Source organism: Algoriphagus sp. UBA3586 (genome assembly GCF_002376385.1).
GTDB classification, from domain to species: Bacteria; Bacteroidota; Bacteroidia; order Cytophagales; family Cyclobacteriaceae; genus Algoriphagus; species Algoriphagus ornithinivorans.
The window spans coordinates 255772-277259 of the sequence record NZ_DFMT01000016.1; the positions used below are offsets into that span (position 1 = coordinate 255772).

General features: G+C 38.4%; 23 protein-coding genes and 1 pseudogene. 11 read left to right on the forward strand and 13 right to left on the reverse strand.

Annotated features, from left to right (window positions below):
- Positions 1–27: 27 nt before the first annotated feature.
- From B2906_RS05680 to B2906_RS05700, 5 genes are all read right to left on the reverse strand, one after another.
- The gene (locus tag B2906_RS05680) at positions 28–1380 is read right to left on the reverse strand and encodes a M24 family metallopeptidase (RefSeq protein WP_219959031.1); all 1353 of its coding nucleotides are present in this window, start codon (positions 1378–1380) and stop codon (positions 28–30) included.
- A gap of 76 nt (positions 1381–1456) precedes the next feature.
- Entirely contained in the window at positions 1457–2806 is a 1350-nt protein-coding gene (locus B2906_RS05685; RefSeq protein ID WP_091650256.1) for an MATE family efflux transporter, read from the reverse strand.
- Between the two features lies 1 nt (position 2807).
- Complete coding sequence (locus tag B2906_RS05690) at positions 2808–3350, reverse strand: NUDIX domain-containing protein (RefSeq protein ID WP_219959032.1); 543 nt, start codon at positions 3348–3350, stop codon at positions 2808–2810.
- A 56-nt stretch (positions 3351–3406) separates the two neighbouring features.
- Complete coding sequence (locus B2906_RS05695; protein ID WP_091650251.1) at positions 3407–3889, reverse strand: Lrp/AsnC family transcriptional regulator; 483 nt, start codon at positions 3887–3889, stop codon at positions 3407–3409.
- Between the two features lie 210 nt (positions 3890–4099).
- A complete protein-coding gene (locus B2906_RS05700) occupies positions 4100–5242 on the reverse strand; it encodes a tol-pal system protein YbgF (RefSeq protein WP_255590683.1) in 1143 nt (380 codons plus the stop codon).
- Positions 5243–5378: 136 nt separating this feature from the next.
- Here B2906_RS05700 and B2906_RS05705 point away from each other — a divergent pair, with 136 nt between their 5' ends.
- On the forward strand, positions 5379–6029 hold the full coding sequence (locus B2906_RS05705) for a sulfate ABC transporter permease (protein WP_219959034.1): 651 nt from the start codon (positions 5379–5381) through the stop codon (positions 6027–6029).
- Here B2906_RS05705 and B2906_RS05710 read toward each other — a convergent pair.
- Both B2906_RS05710 and B2906_RS05715 read right to left on the reverse strand, forming a co-directional pair.
- Positions 6026–6169, reverse strand: a complete 144-nt coding sequence (locus B2906_RS05710; protein WP_091650245.1) for a DUF2256 domain-containing protein — start codon at positions 6167–6169, stop codon at positions 6026–6028. The two genes, B2906_RS05705 and B2906_RS05710, sit on opposite strands and share 4 nt — an antisense overlap.
- Positions 6166–7635 carry a cryptochrome/deoxyribodipyrimidine photo-lyase family protein gene (locus tag B2906_RS05715; RefSeq protein WP_219959035.1) on the reverse strand — a complete coding sequence of 490 codons (1470 nt, stop codon included), beginning with the start codon at positions 7633–7635 and terminating at the stop codon, positions 6166–6168. Before B2906_RS05715 ends, B2906_RS05710 begins: the two co-directional genes overlap by 4 nt.
- Before the next feature lie 39 nt (positions 7636–7674).
- On the opposite strand from B2906_RS05715, the gene B2906_RS05720 reads away from it, so the two are divergent.
- On the forward strand, positions 7675–7959 hold the full coding sequence (locus tag B2906_RS05720; RefSeq protein ID WP_219959036.1) for a TIGR03643 family protein: 285 nt from the start codon (positions 7675–7677) through the stop codon (positions 7957–7959).
- Positions 7960–7977: 18 nt separating this feature from the next.
- Here B2906_RS05720 and B2906_RS05725 read toward each other — a convergent pair whose 3' ends face one another.
- The 4 genes from B2906_RS05725 to B2906_RS05740 are packed head-to-tail and all read right to left on the reverse strand — an operon-like array spanning position 7978 to position 10286.
- Complete coding sequence (locus B2906_RS05725; RefSeq protein ID WP_219959037.1) at positions 7978–8313, reverse strand: rhodanese-like domain-containing protein; 336 nt, start codon at positions 8311–8313, stop codon at positions 7978–7980.
- 26 nt (positions 8314–8339) lie between these two features.
- Positions 8340–8624: a hypothetical protein gene (locus B2906_RS05730; RefSeq protein ID WP_219959038.1), complete on the reverse strand. Its 285-nt coding sequence runs from the start codon at positions 8622–8624 to the stop codon at positions 8340–8342.
- Complete coding sequence (locus B2906_RS05735; protein ID WP_219959039.1) at positions 8594–9478, reverse strand: sterol desaturase family protein; 885 nt, start codon at positions 9476–9478, stop codon at positions 8594–8596. The genes B2906_RS05730 and B2906_RS05735 overlap by 31 nt, the downstream gene beginning before the upstream one ends.
- A gap of 1 nt (position 9479) precedes the next feature.
- Positions 9480–10286: a sulfite exporter TauE/SafE family protein gene (locus tag B2906_RS05740; RefSeq protein WP_219959040.1), complete on the reverse strand. Its 807-nt coding sequence runs from the start codon at positions 10284–10286 to the stop codon at positions 9480–9482.
- 208 nt (positions 10287–10494) lie between these two features.
- Between B2906_RS05740 and B2906_RS05745 the strand changes: the two genes are divergently transcribed.
- The gene (locus tag B2906_RS05745) at positions 10495–11298 is read left to right on the forward strand and encodes a universal stress protein (protein WP_219959041.1); all 804 of its coding nucleotides are present in this window, start codon (positions 10495–10497) and stop codon (positions 11296–11298) included.
- Here B2906_RS05745 and B2906_RS05750 read toward each other — a convergent pair whose 3' ends face one another.
- A complete protein-coding gene (locus tag B2906_RS05750) occupies positions 11299–11955 on the reverse strand; it encodes a Crp/Fnr family transcriptional regulator (protein WP_091650226.1) in 657 nt (218 codons plus the stop codon). It lies immediately after the preceding gene.
- A 192-nt stretch (positions 11956–12147) separates the two neighbouring features.
- Between B2906_RS05750 and B2906_RS05755 the strand changes: the two are divergent.
- The 7 genes and pseudogenes from B2906_RS05755 (at position 12148) to B2906_RS05785 (ending at position 19613) form a co-directional block, all read left to right on the forward strand.
- Positions 12148–13410, forward strand: a pseudogene (locus tag B2906_RS05755) (FAD-dependent oxidoreductase).
- Positions 13411–13516: 106 nt separating this feature from the next.
- On the forward strand, positions 13517–14149 hold the full coding sequence (locus B2906_RS05760) for a hypothetical protein (protein WP_219959043.1): 633 nt from the start codon (positions 13517–13519) through the stop codon (positions 14147–14149).
- Positions 14150–14252: 103 nt separating this feature from the next.
- Positions 14253–14474 carry a FeoA family protein gene (locus tag B2906_RS05765; protein WP_219959044.1) on the forward strand — a complete coding sequence of 74 codons (222 nt, stop codon included), beginning with the start codon at positions 14253–14255 and terminating at the stop codon, positions 14472–14474.
- Between the two features lie 6 nt (positions 14475–14480).
- Complete coding sequence (gene feoB / locus B2906_RS05770; protein ID WP_219959045.1) at positions 14481–16616, forward strand: ferrous iron transport protein B; 2136 nt, start codon at positions 14481–14483, stop codon at positions 16614–16616.
- Position 16617: 1 nt separating this feature from the next.
- Positions 16618–16734 carry a FeoB-associated Cys-rich membrane protein gene (locus tag B2906_RS05775; protein ID WP_091650209.1) on the forward strand — a complete coding sequence of 39 codons (117 nt, stop codon included), beginning with the start codon at positions 16618–16620 and terminating at the stop codon, positions 16732–16734.
- 48 nt (positions 16735–16782) lie between these two features.
- Complete coding sequence (locus B2906_RS05780; protein ID WP_219959046.1) at positions 16783–18258, forward strand: lipopolysaccharide biosynthesis protein; 1476 nt, start codon at positions 16783–16785, stop codon at positions 18256–18258.
- A 434-nt stretch (positions 18259–18692) separates the two neighbouring features.
- On the forward strand, positions 18693–19613 hold the full coding sequence (locus B2906_RS05785) for a universal stress protein (protein WP_091650203.1): 921 nt from the start codon (positions 18693–18695) through the stop codon (positions 19611–19613).
- A 3-nt stretch (positions 19614–19616) separates the two neighbouring features.
- Here B2906_RS05785 and B2906_RS05790 read toward each other — a convergent pair whose 3' ends face one another.
- The gene (locus B2906_RS05790) at positions 19617–20507 is read right to left on the reverse strand and encodes a KPN_02809 family neutral zinc metallopeptidase (RefSeq protein WP_144602543.1); all 891 of its coding nucleotides are present in this window, start codon (positions 20505–20507) and stop codon (positions 19617–19619) included.
- 195 nt (positions 20508–20702) lie between these two features.
- On the opposite strand from B2906_RS05790, the gene B2906_RS05795 reads away from it, so the two are divergent.
- Complete coding sequence (locus tag B2906_RS05795) at positions 20703–21485, forward strand: 3-keto-disaccharide hydrolase (RefSeq protein ID WP_219959047.1); 783 nt, start codon at positions 20703–20705, stop codon at positions 21483–21485.
- The last annotated feature ends 3 nt before the right edge of the window (positions 21486–21488 follow it).

Here is a 21488-nt window from a genome sequence, read left to right on the forward strand (position 1 = left end):
AGACAGCATCTTCTCTCATGATCAATCTCAATTCCCCAAATAATTACTCATACGTGGGATGGATAGAATCTTTTTCTGTCTTCCATTATAATAAGTCACTTTTTCACCATCGAAAAACGCTCCTTCTTCCAGCATGATTCTCACATCTTTTTTCCATTCCTCGACATAAACCACGGCATTCAATTCAATGGCATATCCAGTATTGGCATGAAGCGGAAAATCTCCAGCACCTGGAGTATCCCCTTGATTATCCCACATTCCGATGGTTGGTCCGGCTGAATGTCCATAAAATCCCAATGGATGCGTATAAATACTTCCTCTAATTTCCTCTGATTCCATTTTCTGTCTGGATGCCCTAAGAATTTCATTTCCTGTACGGCCAGCTACATAGTTTTCCGTTAGAATATCCTGTAGTCTATTTCCTACTTCGAATGCTTGCTGAAGGAAGACTGGAACTTCTGTTTCCCCTGGCTTAAGGACATAGGCCAATTCCTGAGTGTCAGTATTTAACCTGAGGTAAGTTATTCCAAAGTCAATATGAAGTAAATCTCCCGGCATAATGGTCATCTCAGAGGGCCGAACTGCAAAAGACCTGTTTGCTTCATTGGAAGAAGGGTCAGGACGCTGAATATCTACAGTTGGATGAAACCATGTATCCAACTTCATTTCTTTAATCTTTTCTCTATACCACCATACAACGTCTTCAGTTGTTGTCTTTCCGGGAGTGATCACTTTTTCAGATAATCCTTCCTGGATTATATCATGAGCCAATTGCTGCACATGTCTATAGGTAGACATTTCTTGTTCAGTTCGGGTTTCCAACCATCTTACTGCCAATGTTTGGGCAGATACAACTTTTGATTTCAAAGCATTGGGTAATTGATTGACGAAAGCCTGATGTTCTGAATAAGTCAAGCCATCAGCATGACCATAATCTTTCGCATAATTCAAACCAATTTTTTGAGGGTTCTTACTTGCTACCAAGTTAATTAATGCTTTCCACTGATCTGGCTGCTGTTCAGGATTCCAAGCTCTTTTGAATGCCTTTCCCACATCATATCTGGCAATTGCGTAAGTTTCCACTGGAGAATTTGGCTTAGGCTGATACATAACCAATATAGTTCGTCTTCTAGCGGCCATCCAGGTGGCAGGAAGCATAGTTCGTATAACCGGGTCCTCATTGTACTCTCTGGAGATCACGATCCACATATCCACCCCAGTCTCTGTCATCAATTGAGGCAATAGGGAGTTGATCCTGACATCCAACCAAGAGTCAATCAATTCGGCCTGTTCGCGTTGAGTTAAAACAGCAAGTTTCTGAGAAAAGGTGAACTGACTAAACAAGAAAAGTAATAGGGTAAGGGAATGTATTTTTTTCATCAGTAGAATATTAATTAAGTCCTGAATATAAAGTTTCCTTTATTGATTCAGAAACCCTTTAAAAAAGACTTTTTGATCAAGGGTTAATTCCTTTTTCCAAAATTGCTTTCCTAGATAATTTATGGAATCGGTAAAAAAGAACTATTGCCGTTATACTCAAGCCGATCAGCAAGCCATACCAAATCCCTTTTTCTGCCAGTCCCATTTCGAAAGCAAGAAAATACCCCAATGGGAGACCTAGAACCCAATAGGCAATTAAGGTGATAATTGTGGGAAATTTCACATCCTCCATACCTCGGAGAACACCTAAGCCCGCAACCTGTACACCATCCGATAATTGAAACATTCCAGCTATGATTAACAAAGTAGCTGAAGTAGCTATAACCTCAGGATCATCTATATAGAAAGTAGGCAGGAAGTTTCTGCCAGCAATAAAAATAACTGCCGTAACGGCCATAAAAATCAGCACCATGGCAAACACTACCATACCTGCTTCTCGCATTGCTTTGAAATTATTCTTACCAATCTGATTACTTACACGGATCATCCCAGCAGTGCTTAATCCAGCAGCCATCATGTAACTGATCGAAGCTAAGTTTAAAGCTATTTGATGTCCTGCAAGGGCGTTTACGCCTATCCAACCCATCATAATTGCTGCAGATCCAAAGGCACTAACTTCAAAAATATATTGAAAACCAGTGGGTATCCCTATTTTCAATATTCTGTTGATCATGGGAAAACTCATTTTTGTCAATCCTAGAGTCAACTGAAAATTTTTATACCTAGAAGACTTCATCACATACCAACCTATCATTATCGGCATCAAAATTCTGGAAATCAAGGTAGCCAACCCAGCTCCGATCAAGCCCATTTCCGGAGCTCCCAGTTTACCAAAAATGAGAACCCAGTTTAAAAACACATTGACCAAGTTGCAAAAAATGGTCACGTACATAGCCTGTCTCGTTTGAGAAAGACCCTCGGCAAACTGCTTGAAGGTCTGAAAAATCATAAATGGAAAAAGAGAAGCAGTGATGATAAAAAGGTAAGGTATTGCCTCTTTAACCACAATTTCAGGTTGATTGAGATGGGAAAGCCCTTGTGAGAGACCCAATATAATGATGGTTAAAACCAATGCTGTAGAAAGATTGATCCACAATCCATGCTGAAATAAACGTCCGATACGAATTGATTTCCCTTTACCCTCTGCAATAGAAACCAAAGGGGTAATTCCCATGGATACTCCCATTCCAAACATGAGTAATACGAAAAATATAGAATTCGCCAGGGAGGCAGCAGCCAAAGGTACGGCACCCAATTGCCCCACCATCATACTGTCTGCCACTCCAACCATCACTTGCCCTAATTGACTCAAGACAACTGGATAAGCTAATTTGGAAGTGATTTTAAAATGATCTTTGATTGTCATATCACAAACCCAAAACTCGGGCAGCTTTTAGAATTCCGGCAATACTGATTGCATCAGTAATTTCCCCATTCATAACCATAGTAACGGCTTCCTGAAGTGGAAGCTTTTTGATTTGTAATACTTCAGTCTCTTCGAACTCCGTATCAAGTTGAGTTAAATCTTCAGCCAGATAAACAAAGCCCTCCTCGTCTGTAACTGAATTGGAAGTATGTATTCTGAGAAGCTCAGTCCATTTTTCGGCAACTAAGCCAGTTTCTTCTTTTAATTCGCGCTTGGCAGATTCCAAAAGGTCCTGACCAATAGGACCCCCGCCCATGGGAATTTCCCAGGAATATTCCTTCAAAGTATACCGGTATTGCCCCACCAGCCAAGTGTTACCATTTTTATCTACCGGTATAATACCCATAGCTTTATTTTTAAAATGCACTTTACCGTAGATCCCCTCCTTTCCTGCGGGATTTAAGACATCGTGTTCTTCGAGTCTTATCCAAGGATTGTTGTAAATGGGTTTAATTTTTAGGGTTTTCCAAGGATTATGTTCCATAGCTTCAAAAAAAAAGGGTGGCAATTGCCACCCTAAATTCTATTCTATTCTAATAATTAGGCAGGGATAGGCAATACCTTTGAGTCTTTAAATGTGGACAAAATTACCATGGATTGCATGGAGTCCACTTCTTTAATTTCAGAAACTTTTTCCAACATCAACTTCTGATAAGCAGTGATATCTTTTGCAATGATTTTAAGAATAAAATCACCTGTACCTGTAATGTGGTGACATTCAATTACCTCAGGAATTCCGTTGATTTCCTTCATGAATGCATCGATATTACCTTTGTTGTGACCAATAAGAGATACCAAAACAAATGTACTTACCCCAAGGCCAATTTTTTCTGGGTCTAATTTCGCATGGTAACTTTTAATGATACCAGACTGCTCAAGTTTTTTCACTCGCTCCAAGGTTGGAGCAGGAGAAAGTCCGATATCTTTTGAAAGTTGAGCGTTAGTGATCTTTGCGTTTCCCTGAAGGATTTCTAGAATCCTGCGATCAATTTTATCGAATTTTATTCTTACGCTATTATCCATGATTTCTTGTTTTTACAAAATTTTATGCTGTGCAAATTTATAATAATTAAGGAAAATTTTAAAACTATTATCCGTTTTTATATCGACCTAATTCGAAATTTTCTTTAGGATAGTGGGGATTTTAGCAAAGATTCCTTCTAAAAATCCTCCTTCTCTTGGAAAAATTCAAATTATCTCTTGCAGTAAGTGCTAAAAACGCAAACTTTTTGATTAAAGTTTATTCTTTTTGATAAAATCCCTTGCAGCCTGATGAGCGGGGTGTTTTCGCTTTGCGTATTTCTTTACTTTTTTGAAATATTCTTTTGCAAGTGCTTTGTTTTTCTCTACCAGTGCAATTTTCCCCAACTCTACCAAAGAGTGTAAATAATACCCACTTTCCTGGGATTCTGACTCCTCACCATAAGAAAGAGTTTTGAGATAATATTTTTTGGCTTCCGGTCTATTCTCGATTCTATCATAGTACTGAGCTATATAGAAAGCTGCATAGCGACCACTATTTGATTCATACCCCGTTTGCTTCGCATCAATTCTTCTCAGAATCTCTTCTGACTCTCTCAATGACTCAGTCCACCTTCCAACGGTATATAAATGCCTTGCATAGGATCTATGGAAATATGGGTTGTTTGGGAATTTTTCATTAAGATATTCTGAAATTCTGAGGGCCTCATAAGGTTTCTTTTCTTCAGAAGCATAGAGCCTAAATAAAAAATACATAGCCTCAATTCTGGTGTAAAAGGCATTCTCAGCCACTTGTTCCAGCTGCTTCAAGCCAAGCTGCTTGTTGCCTTTAGGAAATAAGGCTAAAATTGGTTTCAAAAGCGGATAATTTTCCGGAATCCAAACAGAGAAGTAATTAAAAAGAGCATCCCCCAGAAGAAGCTCAGGATTAAACTCTTCCTCTCCTCTGCTTAATTCCATGTATTTCAATGCATTTCTTCCCGCCCAAGCTGCACGCGTCCAGCTTTTTCTTTCTGATAAAAGCCTTCCTTGGAATCCATATCCTGCAGCTAAGAAAAATGCCGCTTCCTTGTTGGTTTTATCTTCGTCATAGAGCTTTTCAGCCTTCTCATTTGCCCGATCAATGTAGGCCAAAAATATCTTATCGTATTTTTCATTGGTCACATCTACTTCTATCCTCCACCAGTAACTCAATGCCATCAAAAAATCAGGTAATGGATGATCAGGGTATTGATAAGCAATTACTTTGAAGTCTCTTTCAGCCACATCAAAATCAAAATTATACATGCTGTTGATTGACTTGGTAATCCTGTATTGTAAACCACGATCCAGCAATAGATAAGGAGAGGCTTTAACAAATAAGCTATCCGAAGGCGCAGATTGAGCCTTCACCATGCTTCCTGCTAAGCAGCAAAAAATGAATGTAAAACTTAAAATAAACTTCTTTAACATAGATTTTTCTCCTTCAGCGCGCAAAATTAGGTCTTATCTCAGACAATCAATTAGATTTAAGCAAACTTAACCTCGAAATATGCCTAAAGAACGCTCTCCATTAGCACAACGTCTTTCTGACTATTTAGATTTTGATAAAAGGCTTTATTTTTTTCTTTTGGTTTTACTCTTTATTCTCATCCGATACCTTTCTAACACCATTATATTGGAAGCAATTCCCGATTCGGAGAATTTAGACGCGAGAGGTGATTTTATGATATTTCATATTTTCAATACGTTGGAATATGTTTGGACACCATTTGCCCTTCTATGGAAGTTTACGGTAATAGCCTTTCTTTTTTGGTTGGGCGCTTTTTTTCTGGGTTATAAAATCCCTTACAAAGAACTCTGGAAATTTGCTTTGGTGACAGAGGGGATATTTTTATTTCCAGAGTTGATAAGGTTCCTGGTTTATATCAACCCGCATTCAGCGAGCACTTACCAGGAAATCCTGGAATACAGGCCCCTTTCCCTCTTATCATTTATCGGTTTTGATAATTTAAATCCAAGGTGGTATTATCCCCTTGGTACTCTCAACTTATTCGAATTAGGATATGGAGTTCTTTGGGTCATGGGATTTCATATGATCAGCAATAGAAGTATCAAAGAATCTATTTTAGCTGTTGTGGTGTCCTATTTTGTTCCTTTGACTATTTGGCTTACCTGGTTTGTAATGGTTTACCGAGATTAATGCCTGCTTTTTTTAGCATCTCCAGAACATCGTTTAGAGCAATATTTGACTTCTTCCCAGTTCTTTTCCCATTTCTTTCTCCAAGAAAAGGGTCTTTGGCAAACCGGACATATTTTGGAAGGTAAATGCTGTTTTTTCATGCCCATCTGTTTGGTAAAGTATGTTGCTCCACTATTCGTTCTGATTCCTTGAGGACCGCTGGATCTTTTTGCGCTGCCCATATTCTCTTTCTGGCCTCTGCTCCTGCTTTTTCGGGATCCACTATTGGAAATAAATAGTCTTTTCCCAAGTGAAAGTCTAAATCTTCCTGCTCTAAAGGACTGATTTTCCATGGTTCATGGACCAAAGCAGATGGAATTTGGCTTAATTCCGGTACCCATTTTTTAATAAACTCCCCTTCAGGATCATGATCTTTGGATTGTTTGATAGGATTATAGATTCTCACTGTATTGATTCCTGTCACTCCCGCCTGCATCTGTAGCTGAGGATAATGTATACCAGGCTCAAAGTCTAAAAACTGTCTCCCCAAATGATCTGAGCCATCTTTCCAATTTTGCCCTAAATGATGGGTAAGAAATGAAACCAGCATAGCTCTCATTCTAAAATTCAAATAACCTGTTTGAATCAAACATCTCATACAGGCATCTATCAATGGAATGCCGGTATTTCCTTCCTTCCAAGCCTGAATAAAGGCTGGATTTTTTTTGTATTCAACTTTTAAAAACCCCCTATTAATAGGTTCAGACTCCATTCGGCATTCCATCTCAAATTTTTGGATAAAATGACAATGCCATCTTAGTCGGGATTGAAAATTGGTGAAGTTTCTAACCTGAAATTTTTCCTTCTTTTTAATTTCCGAAGCCTGAAAAACTTGCCGGATCGATAAGCATCCCCAAGCTAAATAAGGCGAAACTCTTCCACAGCTCCTTCTACTTCTTTCAGGCTTTGAAATATTCCTGCTGTAATTGGAAACTCTATCTTCTACAAAGCTTTTTAGGTATTTGTGCCCAATAGTCTCCCCTCCTTTCTGCATCAATGGATTAGGTTTTTTCCAATCCTCAGGAATATTCAAATTACTTTTTAGAATTTGTTCTATTTCCGTGTTAGAGAGAAATCTTGCTTGATTTAATTTCGGGTCTACTTGTGTGGCTGCCACATAGGAAAACCATTCCTTTCTCCAATTAGCTCTTGATTTTCTACCCCTTCTAACTCCTTGTTGAAGGAACTCATACCAAGGTATATTTCTAGATTGAAGCCAGGATTTTATTTGTAAATCTCTCTGAAAAGTTATCTGAATTCCTGTTTCCTGATGAGAGAATACGGCAGCGATTTCAAACCCTAACTCCAATTGGCTGAAAATTTCATTTACTTCTTGATGAAAAATAGCAACCTCAGTTTGATAAGGTTGAAGCTGCCGATTCAGATCTTCTAGAGATTCCCATACAAACCTCCAATGACGAAGATCACTTTGAGAAGCTTGAATCAAAGAAGGCTCAAAAACATAGGCTAATAGAATGGGATGCCCCAGATTAATGGCAGCATCCAAAGCTGGATGGTCCTTTAATCTTAAATCTCGTTTTAGCCAGACAACAGAAATTTTCTCCACCTTCTAAAAACCTTAATGGACTCAAAGGGTTTGAAGAATATGAAGAAATTACAGAATTTAAGTGAAAGAGATATTGATCGTATCATTGAAATGGCATGGGAGGACAGGACCCCATTCGATGCAATTGAATCCCAATTTGGCGTAAAAGAGGCCGAGGTTATTCAATTAATGAGAAGAGAAATGAAGCGAAGCAGTTTCAAAATGTGGAGAGCCAGAGTTCAAGGCAGAAAAACAAAGCACGCTCAAAAAAGTCCAGAAGATATGGATCGCTTCAAATCAAACTTACAACGATCCATCAGCATGAATAAAATCTCAAAAAAATAAGTGGGTTACCCCACTTATCTAAACCAATTCAAAAGGCCACCTCATAATTCCCCCGCTGAGGTTTTTAAGTTTTTTAAAGCCCATTTCAGCCATTATCTCACATGCTTGGGCGCTTCTGTTTCCACTTCTACAGTACACCAAGTATGTTTTGTCTTTGGGCAGCTCATTTATTTTCAATTTAAAATCCCGAGACATGATGTCCAGATTTTTTGAATTTCTAATTTTCCCTGATTGATTTTCGCCGGAAGTCCTTACATCCAATATTACAGTTGAAGGATTCAACATCAATTCGTGAAATACACCTGAAGGTATATCCTCGTAGTTTTTAGGTTTTGTTTTAAAGAAATCAAACATAGCTTGTTTTTTTCTCAAAATTAGACCTACCCTAGCTCTCCTTCAGTACCAGAAGTCACAGTCCTCTGATAAATGTCCCTAACTTTTAAAACAAATAGTCTTCCCAATAAAAGCCAGGGAAAACCATGCAATACCAAATCTCCCCAATCCATCAATTTCATGCCATCTGCCCCACCTAATACCCACTTGATCTTTCCCCAAACATGTGGTTCAGGGGTAAAAGGTGCCAATCCCAAGACCAAGCACAGCAAAATAATTGTAGCCCAACTATTTAATGGGTTTAAGCTTTTTTGTTTTTCTTTCGAAGCCATGGGTATGTTATTTGTGTCCAAAATGTATGAGGAAACTCCTCCACTTTATCAAAGCCCAATGGTTCATTTTCTCCATCATTGGGGATATATGCTGTTCCAAACAAATAATCCCATAGACTTAGAGAAATCCCGTAATTCACTCCATGGCTTCCTTTAGGAAGATGCTTAGCATGATGCCAGGTATGCATCACGGGATTGTTGAAAATATATTTGAGTGGACCATAGGATATTTTGACATTCGCATGATTTAAATGCCCTATTGCAATAGTGAAAATATGCAAGACAAAGAAATCTGCCAGCCCAAAACCTATCATCGCCAATGGGATATACTGCATTGATTTATAGACAATTGTCTCCATCCAGTGATATCTTAAGTGCGCGGCAAAGCCCATTTGCTCGACTGAGTGGTGAACCTTATGAAACTCCCACAACCATGGAACCCGATGAAGCATTCGGTGTACATTCCATTGAATAAAATCAGCTACTACAAATAAGAGTAAGAACTGACCCCAAACTGGCCAGGAATTGACCTCAATAGCTACCAAATTCGTGATTCCAAAAAGCCCTAAGAAATCATTAAATGCTTCTACAAATACATTGGAAAGGGAATTGTAGAGAATCAATGAAAACAGGAAGAAATTGAAGAACATGTAAAATGCATCCAACCAAAAGTCTTTGCGGAAAAAGGGACGACCTTTTCTCCATGGAAAAATTACTTCGAGCATCCACACTAATAAGGACAAGCCTATCAGCCAATAAAAATAGTTGTGCCAAGATGGATACAATATTTCTGATTGAAGGTAGTTCCAGTACCCATAATAACCATCCAGAAAGATTTTGAAATACTTTTCCAACTTAAATCCCTGCTAATTCTTTCCCAATAATATAAATACCCATGATCAAGACAAACCAGCCAAATCCTTTTTTAAGTGCTTTTTCATTGATTTTCTTTGAAAGTGCACTACCTATGAAAATACCCACCACTGATAGTCCAGAGAAAATCAAGAGCATATTCCAATCGATTGTTTGATTTCCCAAATCACCCAAAAATCCAATTAATGATTTTGCTGCTATAATTAACAAAGAAGTACCGACTGCAAGTTTCATGGGAAGTTTGGCTAATAAGACTAAAGCTGGAATGATCAAAAATCCTCCGCCTGCTCCCACTATTCCCGTAATGACTCCTACCACTGAACCTTCCACCGCTATCAAAGGAATGTTAAACTTAACTTCCCCTTCCTCGCTAACATCCTCTGAGTGATTGTTCTTAATCATGGAATATGAAGCCGCCAGCATAATTATTGCGAAGAAAACCATAATGCCTACACTTTTTGTGATCGCCAATTCTCCTATAGAAAACAGAGGATCAGGAAGCCAGGGCACCAAAAATTTTCGGGTAAGAAATACTGCGATAAATGAAGGTATGGCAAATACAATGGCAGTTTTATAATCAACTAGTCCATGTTTCATATAATTGCCTGCTCCAACTAAAGATGTAGCTCCCACAACAAATAATGAATATGCTGTAGCCAGAACCGGATCTACATTTAAAATATAAACCAGTACAGGAACTGTTAAAATTGATCCTCCTCCACCTATCAAACCCAAGCTTACACCAATAATTATTGCAGCTGCATATCCTAAAAGGACTATCAAATCCATAGTTTTTTTGATTTTAAATAACCTGTACAAAAGTACATGTGTGTGATAGGCTTAAGCAGTGACAAATGTTACATCCAAAATTACATAAATACCAAGGGAGCCCAGCAAGATATTATACCAGTGTAGTTAAATCTGAATTCAGATTGATTTTTATCATAGTATAAGCTGAATCTTAAGGTTAAATTAGAGAAGTTTAATTCAAATCGGCATGAAAATCCTTATTCCTTTAGATTTCTCAGACAACTCGGTGAAGGCTTTAGAATTCGCCAAAGGCTTGTGCAAAAAAGGCGAAAATGAGATCATTCTACTTCATGTGGTAGAAGTCGTCTATGATTTTGCCTCCCAAGCAGCTATAGCTTTGGACAATATGCATAAAGATGCGCGCGAAATGATTTCCAAGCTTAAAAAGAATCATGAGCTTGATTCAATCAATTATCGGTCAATCATTAAGGAAGGAACTGCTTCCATTAGTATTGCTCGGATTGCTGAAGAAGAAGATGTTGATATGATCATAATGGGAACCCATGGTGTCTCAGGAATCAAAAAAGTATTGGTGGGTTCAACAGCTGTAGAGGTAATTAAAGAAGCTAGGACACCTGTATTGTTAATCCCTTCAGAAGGAAAAACCTCTTCAATTACAAAAATTACTTTGGCCTTGGAAATCTCCAATCATGAAGAAGAATATATTCATAAGGTAGTTGGACTTGCAAAAAAATGGGAATTATCTCTTGAAATCCTACATTTTGAGAAAAGTGATGATTTTCGGGAAAAACTAGCCGAAAAGGGCTTACAGGTATTTTTAAAAGAAGAATTTCCAGATTTAAAGTCTACACTAATCACCATTAAAAGCAAAGAATTAATCAAAGGATTAGACCAATATTTTGATGATAAGACTGATTCAATTTTAGCCATGTGCCATCAACATAAAAGCCTTTGGGAGCAAGTTACCGGAAAAAGTAGATCATTGGAAATGGCTTATCATACGCATGTGCCGCTTCTGGTTATGCTTTGATCATTTGGAAATCAATTCTTCGAAATCATCTCGAATATAAATCATATTTCTACCCAATTCTATCCATTTTTTCTTTTCCAATTGTTTTAAAAGTCTGGAAATCACTTCTCGGGAAGTGCCTAATTCTGTGGCAATATCCTGATGGGTAGTTTGAAGCTCATTGGTTTTATATTGTTTCATTTTGGTGACAATATATCGCATCAAACGCTCATCCATTCTTTTAAAAGCTACTGCATCTAATGCTATTAACATTTCCTGAAACCTACTTTGATAAGTGGATGAGACAAAATCCTTCCATTGCTTAAATTCATCAGAAAGCTGTTCATGAACTGTAATTGGAATCCCTATAATGGTTGTAGGCTCTTCCACTACTGCTTTGATCTCACTAGGTTTGGAGGCGGAGCAGCAAGTCAAGGACAAAGCACAAGTCTCCCCTGCATCCAAGTAGTATAAAAACAATTCTTTCCCATCTTCATCCATCCTGGAAACCTTAATGGATCCATTCAAGACAATCGGGACCATTTTGATAAATTTCCCTGGCTCCATCAAAACCTTTCCCGGCTCAAGACGCATGATTTGACCTTTGTCCAAAAGGATTTCTAAAAGCCTTGGATCTGTGAAATTTGGAAGTGCTGATTTGAGTTCTTCTACTGTCATAATTATAAAAAAACGAAACTAGTCTTGACTGAAATGGAAGTTAGTGATAATTGTCACAATGCAGTAATCGTACTTTTAAAATAATACTGAATCAGAAAGGTGATATATCTCATCTTTCCCAGCAAAGGTGATGAAAGTCACTAAAATGCCTTTTGATTTTAAATACCTTTCTATCAGTCAAACAACCGAATCATGAAACATTATCAAATAGTAATCATCGGTGGAGGTACCGCCGGAATTACAGTTGCTGCCCAGTTAAAACGTAAGGATAAAAATCTGGCAATAGCCATCATTGAACCTTCCGAAAAACACTATTACCAGCCAGCTTGGACACTTGTAGGCGCTGGTACTTTTGATTTTAAAGATACCGAAAGAGAGGAGGTCGACTACATCCCCAAAGGAGTGGAATGGATTAAAGACAAGGCCTCAGCCATAGATCCTAAACAGAATAAGGTTTCAACTGAAAAATCAGGGGATGTTTCTTATGATTATTTGGTAGTAGCTCCGGGTTTGGTAATGGCACCGGAATTATTGCCTGGGCTAAGCGAAGCAATGGATAAAAAGGTTGTTTGTAGCAATTACACAGATCCCGAACATACCTGGGAAGTATTAAAGAATTTCAAGGGAGGCAATGCTGTTTTCACCCAACCTACAACACCAATCAAGTGCGGAGGAGCGCCTCAAAAGATTATGTATTTGGCTGAAGAATTTTTTAGAAAAGCTGGAGTCAGAGAAAAAACCAACGTGATTTTTGCTACCCCCGGAACCGTGATATTTGGGGTCCCGGATTTTGCAAAAACACTCAACAAAATCATCAAGGATAGAGATATAATATTCAAGCCCTTTTATGCTCCAGTAAGAATAGATGCTGAAAATCAGGATATTTATTTTAAATACATTAAACCTGATTCTGTCCATTCTTTTGATGAATCAGGTATGAAAATAGGAGAAGAACAGCTTGGTAATAATGAGATCAAAATTCACTTTGATATGCTTCACCTAGCACCACCGCAGGCTGCTCCCAAGTTCATTCAAGAAAGTGACATATCCCTTAAAGAAGGGCCTGGAAAAGGATAGGTGGACGTAGACATCCATACCCTACAGCACCTGCGTTTCCCAAATATTTTTGCTTTGGGAGACGTCGCACATCTTCCTACTGCAAAGACCGGTGCTGCAATCAGAAAACAAGCTCCCGTACTAGTGGGAAATTTACTGCAATTGATTCGGGAAAATAAAGTTGGAGAAGAGGCTTATTCTGGATATTCTTCCTGTCCATTGGTCACAGGATATAGTAAAATGGTTTTGGCTGAATTCAAATATGATAATGTAAGAGACAGTGATCCATTAATCTCAAAATTTGTGGATACATCGAAGGAACAGTATAGTATGTGGCTTTTGAAAAAATATGGACTGCCTTTAATGTATTGGAACTTGATGCTGAGAGGAAAAGCCTAAAATCAACCACCAACAAGCCTAAAGCCTATATTTTCTGGATATGGGCTTTTTTATTCCTAACTTTTCATGGATACTTGAGTTTAAAGATCATAGCACCTCTCAAAAAATGAAAAACGCCGGTAAAGTTACTTTACTCACTTTTTTAATTTTCTCCTCATTGGCAATTTTACCTATGAGTTGTACCAATTTCTGTAATGACTCTTGCGGCTGCGGACCGGTTTTTGCCATCAAGGATTTTAGGATTTTATCCTTTGAAACCCTCTCCCTCACCACAGATGGCCAGCAGGTAAGCCCCAGTACCGTGCTTCCATATTCAACCATTACGAAATCATTCCGAATAAAAGAAACACAGACACTTGCATACTTGGAGTCCAATCCCTCCTACTTTACTTTAGGGACGGCAATGGCCTGTAGCCCACCTTTACCAAAATCTGCCGAGAAAATGATTGGAGTTCAGATCATCAATACCAGAGAAGTCATCTTGGGAAACGGTGAAGTCATCAAAGTTGGACAAGACATCAGTAATTACTTTCAAATGAATTATTTTTTCAACAACACAACACGACCTATCAATCAGTTTCTGGAAAACGGTTTAACAGTTTTTCGGGATGATTTATTCAAACTAATTTGGATTAAAGACCCTGGTAAAGAAATCCAACTTGAATTCAGTCTAAGAATTATGATGGAAGGTGGCCTGGAATTTAACTTACCAAATGAAATCCTAAGTATTCGTTCATGACCATCTATCTAAAAACTGGCAAAAATCTTCTCCCTTTTTCTTTAGATTCATTCCAAATAAGTTATTTTTGCAACTCTTTACAAAGGACTCCGACATTTAGTACATGACAGCTGACCAACTACCCGTTTCCAAAAGTGCCGTTATCAAGGATGTTTTAGACTCCCCTTTGAAAATCAACTTAATGGAACTGGGCTTTCTTCCAGGAAAAAAAATCACCTTGCAACACGTTGCTCCTTTGAATGGCCCTATGGCATTCAGACTGGAAGAATCCACTTTAGCACTTCGAAAAGCCGAAGCTGCATTGCTGGATATTCAATTACTATAATCCCACATGCCTGAACAGACTCAATCACCTTTAGTCAAGCCACTCAAGATTGCCATCATAGGAAACCCCAATGTTGGTAAGTCGACCATATTCAACCAACTCACCGGTCTAAGCCAGAAAATAGGTAATTACCCGGGGGTAACTGTGGATAAGAAAATTGGTATGATGAATTACCAAGGGTCAACTTATGAAATTATAGATCTTCCTGGGACTTATTCCCTCTATCCAAACTCCGAAGATGAAATCATAGCCCACAGAGTATTAAATCAGTTGAGTGAAGTTGAGCGACCTGATTATGTGTTGATGGTTATTGATTCTCTTCAGCTATCAAGAGGGATGTTTTTAGCATCGCAGTTGATTGACCTTGGATTGAATCTGGCTTTGGTGCTGAACATGTCAGATTTAGCTGAAAAGCACGATCTGGAAATAAAAGGCTTCGAATTATTCAAAGCTTTAGGAGTACCAATTTTAAACACGGATGCAAGAGGTTCCAAAGGATTGGAGCAAATCCGGGAATTGATCCATCAGAAGAATTTTTCCAAAAAAAGTCAATTCCTTCAGGTAGACGATTTCATAGACTCTTCTCTTCTACAAGACATAAAAGAAAAGTTCGACCTATCCAATGACTATCAGGCTTATCAAATTTTAAGGTTTGGATTGAAAGATAAAGGGCTTCCTCTGGAAAAAAGGCAATGGGTTAAAAATAAGATAGACAGCTTGAATATCAATTTGGAATCAGCCCAACTTGAGGAAACCAAGCTCAGGTATAGAAAAATCACCGGTATAATAGAAAAAGTACTGGTGAAAAAAGAGGATAGAAAAGAGTCCTCAAACACCATAGACAAAATAATTTTACATCCTGTTTTCGGATATCTCGTTTTCGCCTCCATCTTATTGGTCATTTTTCAGGCAATTTTTGCCTGGGCCACAGTTCCGATGGACTTGATAGACGGGGTTTTTGCTGATTTGGGAACTTGGGTGAGTACAGTTTTACCAGAAGGAGTATTGACCAGTCTCTTAGCCGAAGGTATTATCCCAGGTATAGGAGGTATAGTCATTTTTATTCCTCAAATCGCCTTGCTTTTTGGATTTTTAGCCATTCTGGAGGACACAGGGTATATGTCCAGAGTTGTCTTTTTGATGGACAGATGGATGCGCCCCTTTGGTCTTCACGGTAAAAGTATAGTGCCTTTGGTTTCAGGAGTAGCATGTGCTATTCCAGGAGTTATGGCTGCCAGAAATATCGGTAACTGGAAAGAGAAAATCATAACCATCATGGTGACTCCGCTAATGAGTTGCTCAGCAAGGCTGCCGGTATACATCATTCTAATTGGCTTGGTAGTTCCAAATGAGACCGTTTTAGGGTTTATTAATCTTCAAGCTGTCGCCTTATTGTCTCTTTATCTTTTGGGAGTGATTGGTGTTTTATTTACAGCTTTTGGACTTAAAAGCATCCTCAAAACCGATGAAAAGAGCTTTTTGATGGTAGAACTTCCATCTTATCGTACCCCAAGATGGAAAGACGTGATCATTACCATGTACAATAAGTCCAAGACATTTGTGACAGAGGCAGGAAAGGTGATTTTAGCTATTTCAATCATTCTATGGGTATTGGGCACCTATGGCCCTCCTGAAAAAATGGAGGAAATCAGAGCAGAAAGAGACCAAAAAATAGAATTGGCGTCTTCTGAAGTGGAAATAGAAGAAATCAGAGCAGAAGCCTCATCAGACTTATTGGAAAATTCCTTCATAGGAATCATGGGAAGAGCTATTGAGCCAGCTATTCGACCCTTAGGTTATGACTGGAAAATTGGAATAGCATTGATCACATCCTTTGCGGCTAGAGAAGTATTCGTATCCACCATTGCGACTATTTATAGCATAGGGGGTGATCCGGAAGACGATTCCACCATTCGGGAAAAGTTGAATGCTCAAATTAACCCGGTGACGGGCGATAAAGTATTCAACAAAGCCACCGCATTCTCTTTGATGGTATTTTATGTTTTCGCTATGCAGTGTATGAGTACCCTGGCGATTGTGTACAGGGAAACTAAAGGATGGAAATGGCCGTTAATCCAAACAGTATACATGACCGCTTTGGCTTATGTATCAGCATTGATTACTTATCAAATTTTATCCTAAAATGTGGCAAGAAATAATCGTAGGAATCATCGTGTTGGGAGCTGTAGTCTATTTGGGTAGAAGGTTTTTCTATAAACCTAAAACCGAACCGGGCTGTGATAAATGTGCTAAACCTTGATTTGAAGAAAAAAAGGTAGCATTTCCAATTTTTTGATAATTTCACCCTATGGGCAAAGTTGCCAGTCAAAGTATTCAAACCACACTTTTTTCCTACTTAGGTGTAGTCATTGGCTATTTTAATGTCCTTTGGCTATATCCTTATGCTTTAGAAGCTGCTCAGTTAGGTACTTTTCGCACAATTCAAGATCTAGCTTTACTGTTTGTTCCCTTTGCTCAATTAGGATTGGGACATGGAATTACCCGGTATTTCCCCAAATTAAAAGCAGGTCATTCTGCTTTTTTGAGTTTTAGTTTGCTTCTCGCCACTGCAGGCTTTGTTTTAGTGAGTTTCCTATTTTTCGTATTCAAAGAAGAAATTATTGGTTTATTTTCCTCTAATTCTCCCGAGCTGATCAATTATTTATGGATCGTTTTATTGATCACATTTTTGGCTTTGGCCAATTCCATTTTAGATGCCTATAGCAGATCTTTTCTCAAAGTAGCTATTCCTACCTTCTTCCGGGAGGTTTTGCTTAGATTACTGACAGGCCTTTGGGTCATTTGTTTTTTGATGAAATGGATCAATTTTGATTGGATGATGGCAGGGCTCATAGCAGTATATGGGATACCGCTTTTGGGGATTCTGGTTTATTTGTCATGGTTGAAAGTTTTGAAAGTTGATCTGAATTGGAGGTCATTTCCAAAAGGATTCAGAAGCTCATTTTTAAAATTCAGTCTTATAACCTTTCTAGCCACTGCTGCCTCTACCCTCATCATGAAAATTGACAGCATCATGGTCAGTTCTATGGTCAGTTTGGAGGCAAATGCAATTTATACCATTGCATTTAGCATGGCATTGGTCATAGAAATGCCAAGAAGAGCTATTTCTCAAGTTGTGATGCCCGTAGTTGCCGATCATTTTTCAAAAAACAATCTAGTAGAAATTAACCGGCTATATAAGGAAGTTTCCACAAGGCAATTCTACATCTGTATCCTATTATTTCTGGGAATCTGGGCTAATATTGATTCCATCTACCATTTTATCCCCAATAGGGAAATTTATGAAAGCGGGAAATGGATTGTATTCTTTATTGGATTGGGAAAACTTTTTGATGTGGCCTTTTCAATCAATTCTGAGATCTTGGTCTTCTCCAAGTATTACAGGTTTAACCTGATAGCAACTATAGCCATGAGTATCCTGATTATTCTGATGAACTTTTGGTTGATTCCTATTTATGGAATAGAGGGGGCTGCAATCGCTTCAGCATTAGTCATGTTGGCCTTTAATACAGTAAAATTCCTCTTTCTAAAAATCAGATTGGACTTCAACCCTTTTTCATTGGACACGGTAAAAATCATAGGCTTAGGTCTTTTTGCTCTGATTATGACTTCCATTTTACCAATGATGGAAAATCCATTGATCGATATAACAATTAGATCAATCTTGATTCTAGGAATATTTTGGTTAATTGCGGTGAGTGGTTTTTATGGAAAAACTGAACTCAACTGGATAAAGGAAAAAATTAAAAAGTCCGGGTCTTAGAGTGTTACAAACCTCCGTATAGACAAGATTTGAGCTGCCTTTAATCCGCAAACTTCCACTGTTATCCTGCTTTTTTGGGCGAGGCCCCGATTAGTCCGATAACATCGGGATCGAGGTGAGGCCTGTTTTTGGAAAGGGCTTCACTCGGTAATTATGTTAATTGTGAAGTTTGAACATGTCGGCGACCCGGACTTGTGCAAATATACGATATTATGAGAGAGGGGTTAAGTAAATAGAGGATAATTCCAGAAATATTCGGAGAAAACAATATGTCAAATCGATTAAAATGAAATATAATTCTGATTATTGAGGTATTTTTCTTTAAAAATTAGAACCAAATCAAAAATTTAGCGTTCGCAACAAAATATTATACCGTTTCTATATTTAAACATTTCATTTAGCCTTAACTTTGTAATTCCAAAACCCGGAGAACTATGTACTTGATTAAAAAAATGATCGTTTGCCTGGACCAAACTTCTTTGGATAAGACCCTGATTCAATATGCGGCATTTATTGCCAAAGTGAATCAAACCAAGAAGATTTACTTTGTCAATGTGATCAAAAATCTATCTGTACCTAAGGAGGTTTTGGAAGAGTTTCCAAATTTGGTGGAGAGCATGATCAATGAACGACAAGCGGCCATGGAAACGGTTGTCTCTGAAAACTTCCCTGATCAAAAAGGTATCTCCTTAAACTATATTGTAAAAGAGGGTTCTTTATCTAAAAAGGTACTCAAATTAGCTGAGGAAAAATCTGCTGATATGATTATTGTAGGCAGAAAAATTCATCTCCCAGGCACTGGTGTAGTATCTTTGAGGCTGGCAAGACGGGCATCTTGTTCCTTATTAATCGTTCCTGAAAACTCCCAACCTAAAGTTCAAAAAATTCTGGTTCCATCGGATTTTTCTGATTATTCCAAAGATGCGCTAGAAGAAGCGATTATGATCGCTGAAAAACATGGAAATGTGGAAATCGTATGCCAGAATGTATTCTCTATCCCTTCCGGTTATCATTTCACAGGAAAAAGCTACGAAGAGTTTACTCAAATCATGCAGATGCATGCTGAGATAGCTTACAAAAAATTCATTCGAAAAATAAATACCAAAGGAATCAAAATCACTCCTGTCTATACCAAAGACGAGGATGATGATCCCGTTCAGGAAATTGTCAACAAGGCCTTGGAAATCAATGCTGATGGCATCATTATCGGGGCTAAAGGACGAACAGCTGCTACCGCACTTTTTATAGGTAGTATGGCTGAAAGGCTAATTCAATTCAATGACAGCCTTCCTCTTTTAGTCACAAGGCCTAAAGGCAAAAACGCAGGTATTCTTGATTATATTCTGGAAATCTAAGTCTTATAGTGATTTGGCGCTGAAGGTATCGCCTTGGCTCAAATCCCCTGTATCAAATCCTTTTTTGAACCAGCGCATTCTTTGAGCAGATGTGCCATGGGTAAAAGAATCAGGTACTACCCTACCCCCTGCCTGTTTTTGAAGCCTGTCATCTCCAATAGCATTAGCAGCATTCAGTGCTTCTTCCAAATCCCCCCTTTCCATCATCCCGCTGCTCTTTTGGCTGTGATGAGCCCAAACTCCCGCAAGGAAATCCGCCTGAAGCTCCAGTCTGACAGAATATTGATTATACTCTTGATCGCTAATCTGACCTCTCAGGGAATGAACCTCATCAGTAATTCCCATGATTTTTTGGATATGATGTCCTACTTCATGGGCAATAACATAGGCTTGAGCAAAATCTCCCGGCGCATTTAATTTCCTTTCCATATCCTCAAAAAAGCTTAAATCTATATACAGTTTTTCATCAGCCGGACAATAAAAAGGACCTGTTGCCGCGCTGGCATTACCACAAGCCGAAGAAACTGATCCAGTAAAAAGAACTAAAGTGGGTTCCCGATAATTTGAAATCAATTGATTCCATACCTGCTCTGTATCCCCCAATATGACTGCACTGAATTCAGCCAATTCATCTTCCTCAGCAGTTGGCTGGTAATTGGATTCCGTCGTAAATCCTTGCCCTCCACCTTGCAAAAATCCACCTAAAAAGCTTAATGGGTTGGTGCCCGTAATAATGGAAAATGCAATTAATATCCCTACTATAATGAGTCCCGTTTTGGAAAAGAGGATTTTGAGCAATGAACCTATCAATAATGGATTCATTCCTCCTCCAGAAGAACTTCTTCCTCTTCTATCATCGATATTGCTGCTTTTTTTGCGGCCTTGCCATTTCATAGTATTCCTTTTGATGTTAAAGTGCCTTTTATTCTCTTCATGAAAAAGATAAACAAGGCCTAGCATAGAAAATAATTTAAAGAAAGGGAGATTACTTCGCATTCTCCGTGTAAAATTTATTTCCTACATCATTAAAATTAACCAAATTGACCAAAAAGCAATCAATAGCTTTTTAATAAATCAAACCCAAAACCTATGAAAAACACAAAAACCTCCATCCTATGCCTTTCATCGGCATTCTTTTATTTCCTTTTCTTAAGCTGTGAAAGCACTGCACAAGTCGGAGTGGGTGTCAAACCTATTGAAGGAGCAGAACTCATGTTAGATGGTACCAAGTCTATGTTGCTTGAAAAATGGGAGTATTGGGAAGGACCTAGATTTTCTGCTGAGGCACCTATCAAATGGCCTGAAGTTCAAGATCCTGTGACAGGAGGCAAAGCAATCAGTTCCAATGACCCAGCAGGAGCAGGAGGGAAATATGGAGCTGCAGATATCGTTACCAAAAAGAAATACAAGGACTTCAGGGCTCATGTGGAGTTTTTGATAAAAAATGAGGGAGGAAATAGCGGGGTTTATCTTCAGAATCGATACGAAATTCAAATCCTGGATGGAGACTATGGACTTCATGGATTGGCTGCAGTGATCAATGAACATCTCCCAAAAGAACAGGCCTATAATGGTCTTGGGAAATGGAATGCCTATGACATAGTATTCAAAGCAGCTCGCTTTGAAAATGGAATATTAAAAGAAAAAGCCAGGGTCACAGTTTATTTTAATGGTAAAAAAATCCACGAAGATGTGGTAATCCAACAGGTATGGGGCGGTCCAAATTCTGGTCTAGACGGTGGAAATGACGGTGGTAAAGGTATTACAGACAGACCTGGAGGTTTGAAACTTCAGGCTGAAGGACACGATGTCCTTTACAAAAATGTCTGGATTAAGGAATTGGATTTGGATGGAAAGACAACTGATTTCTAATAA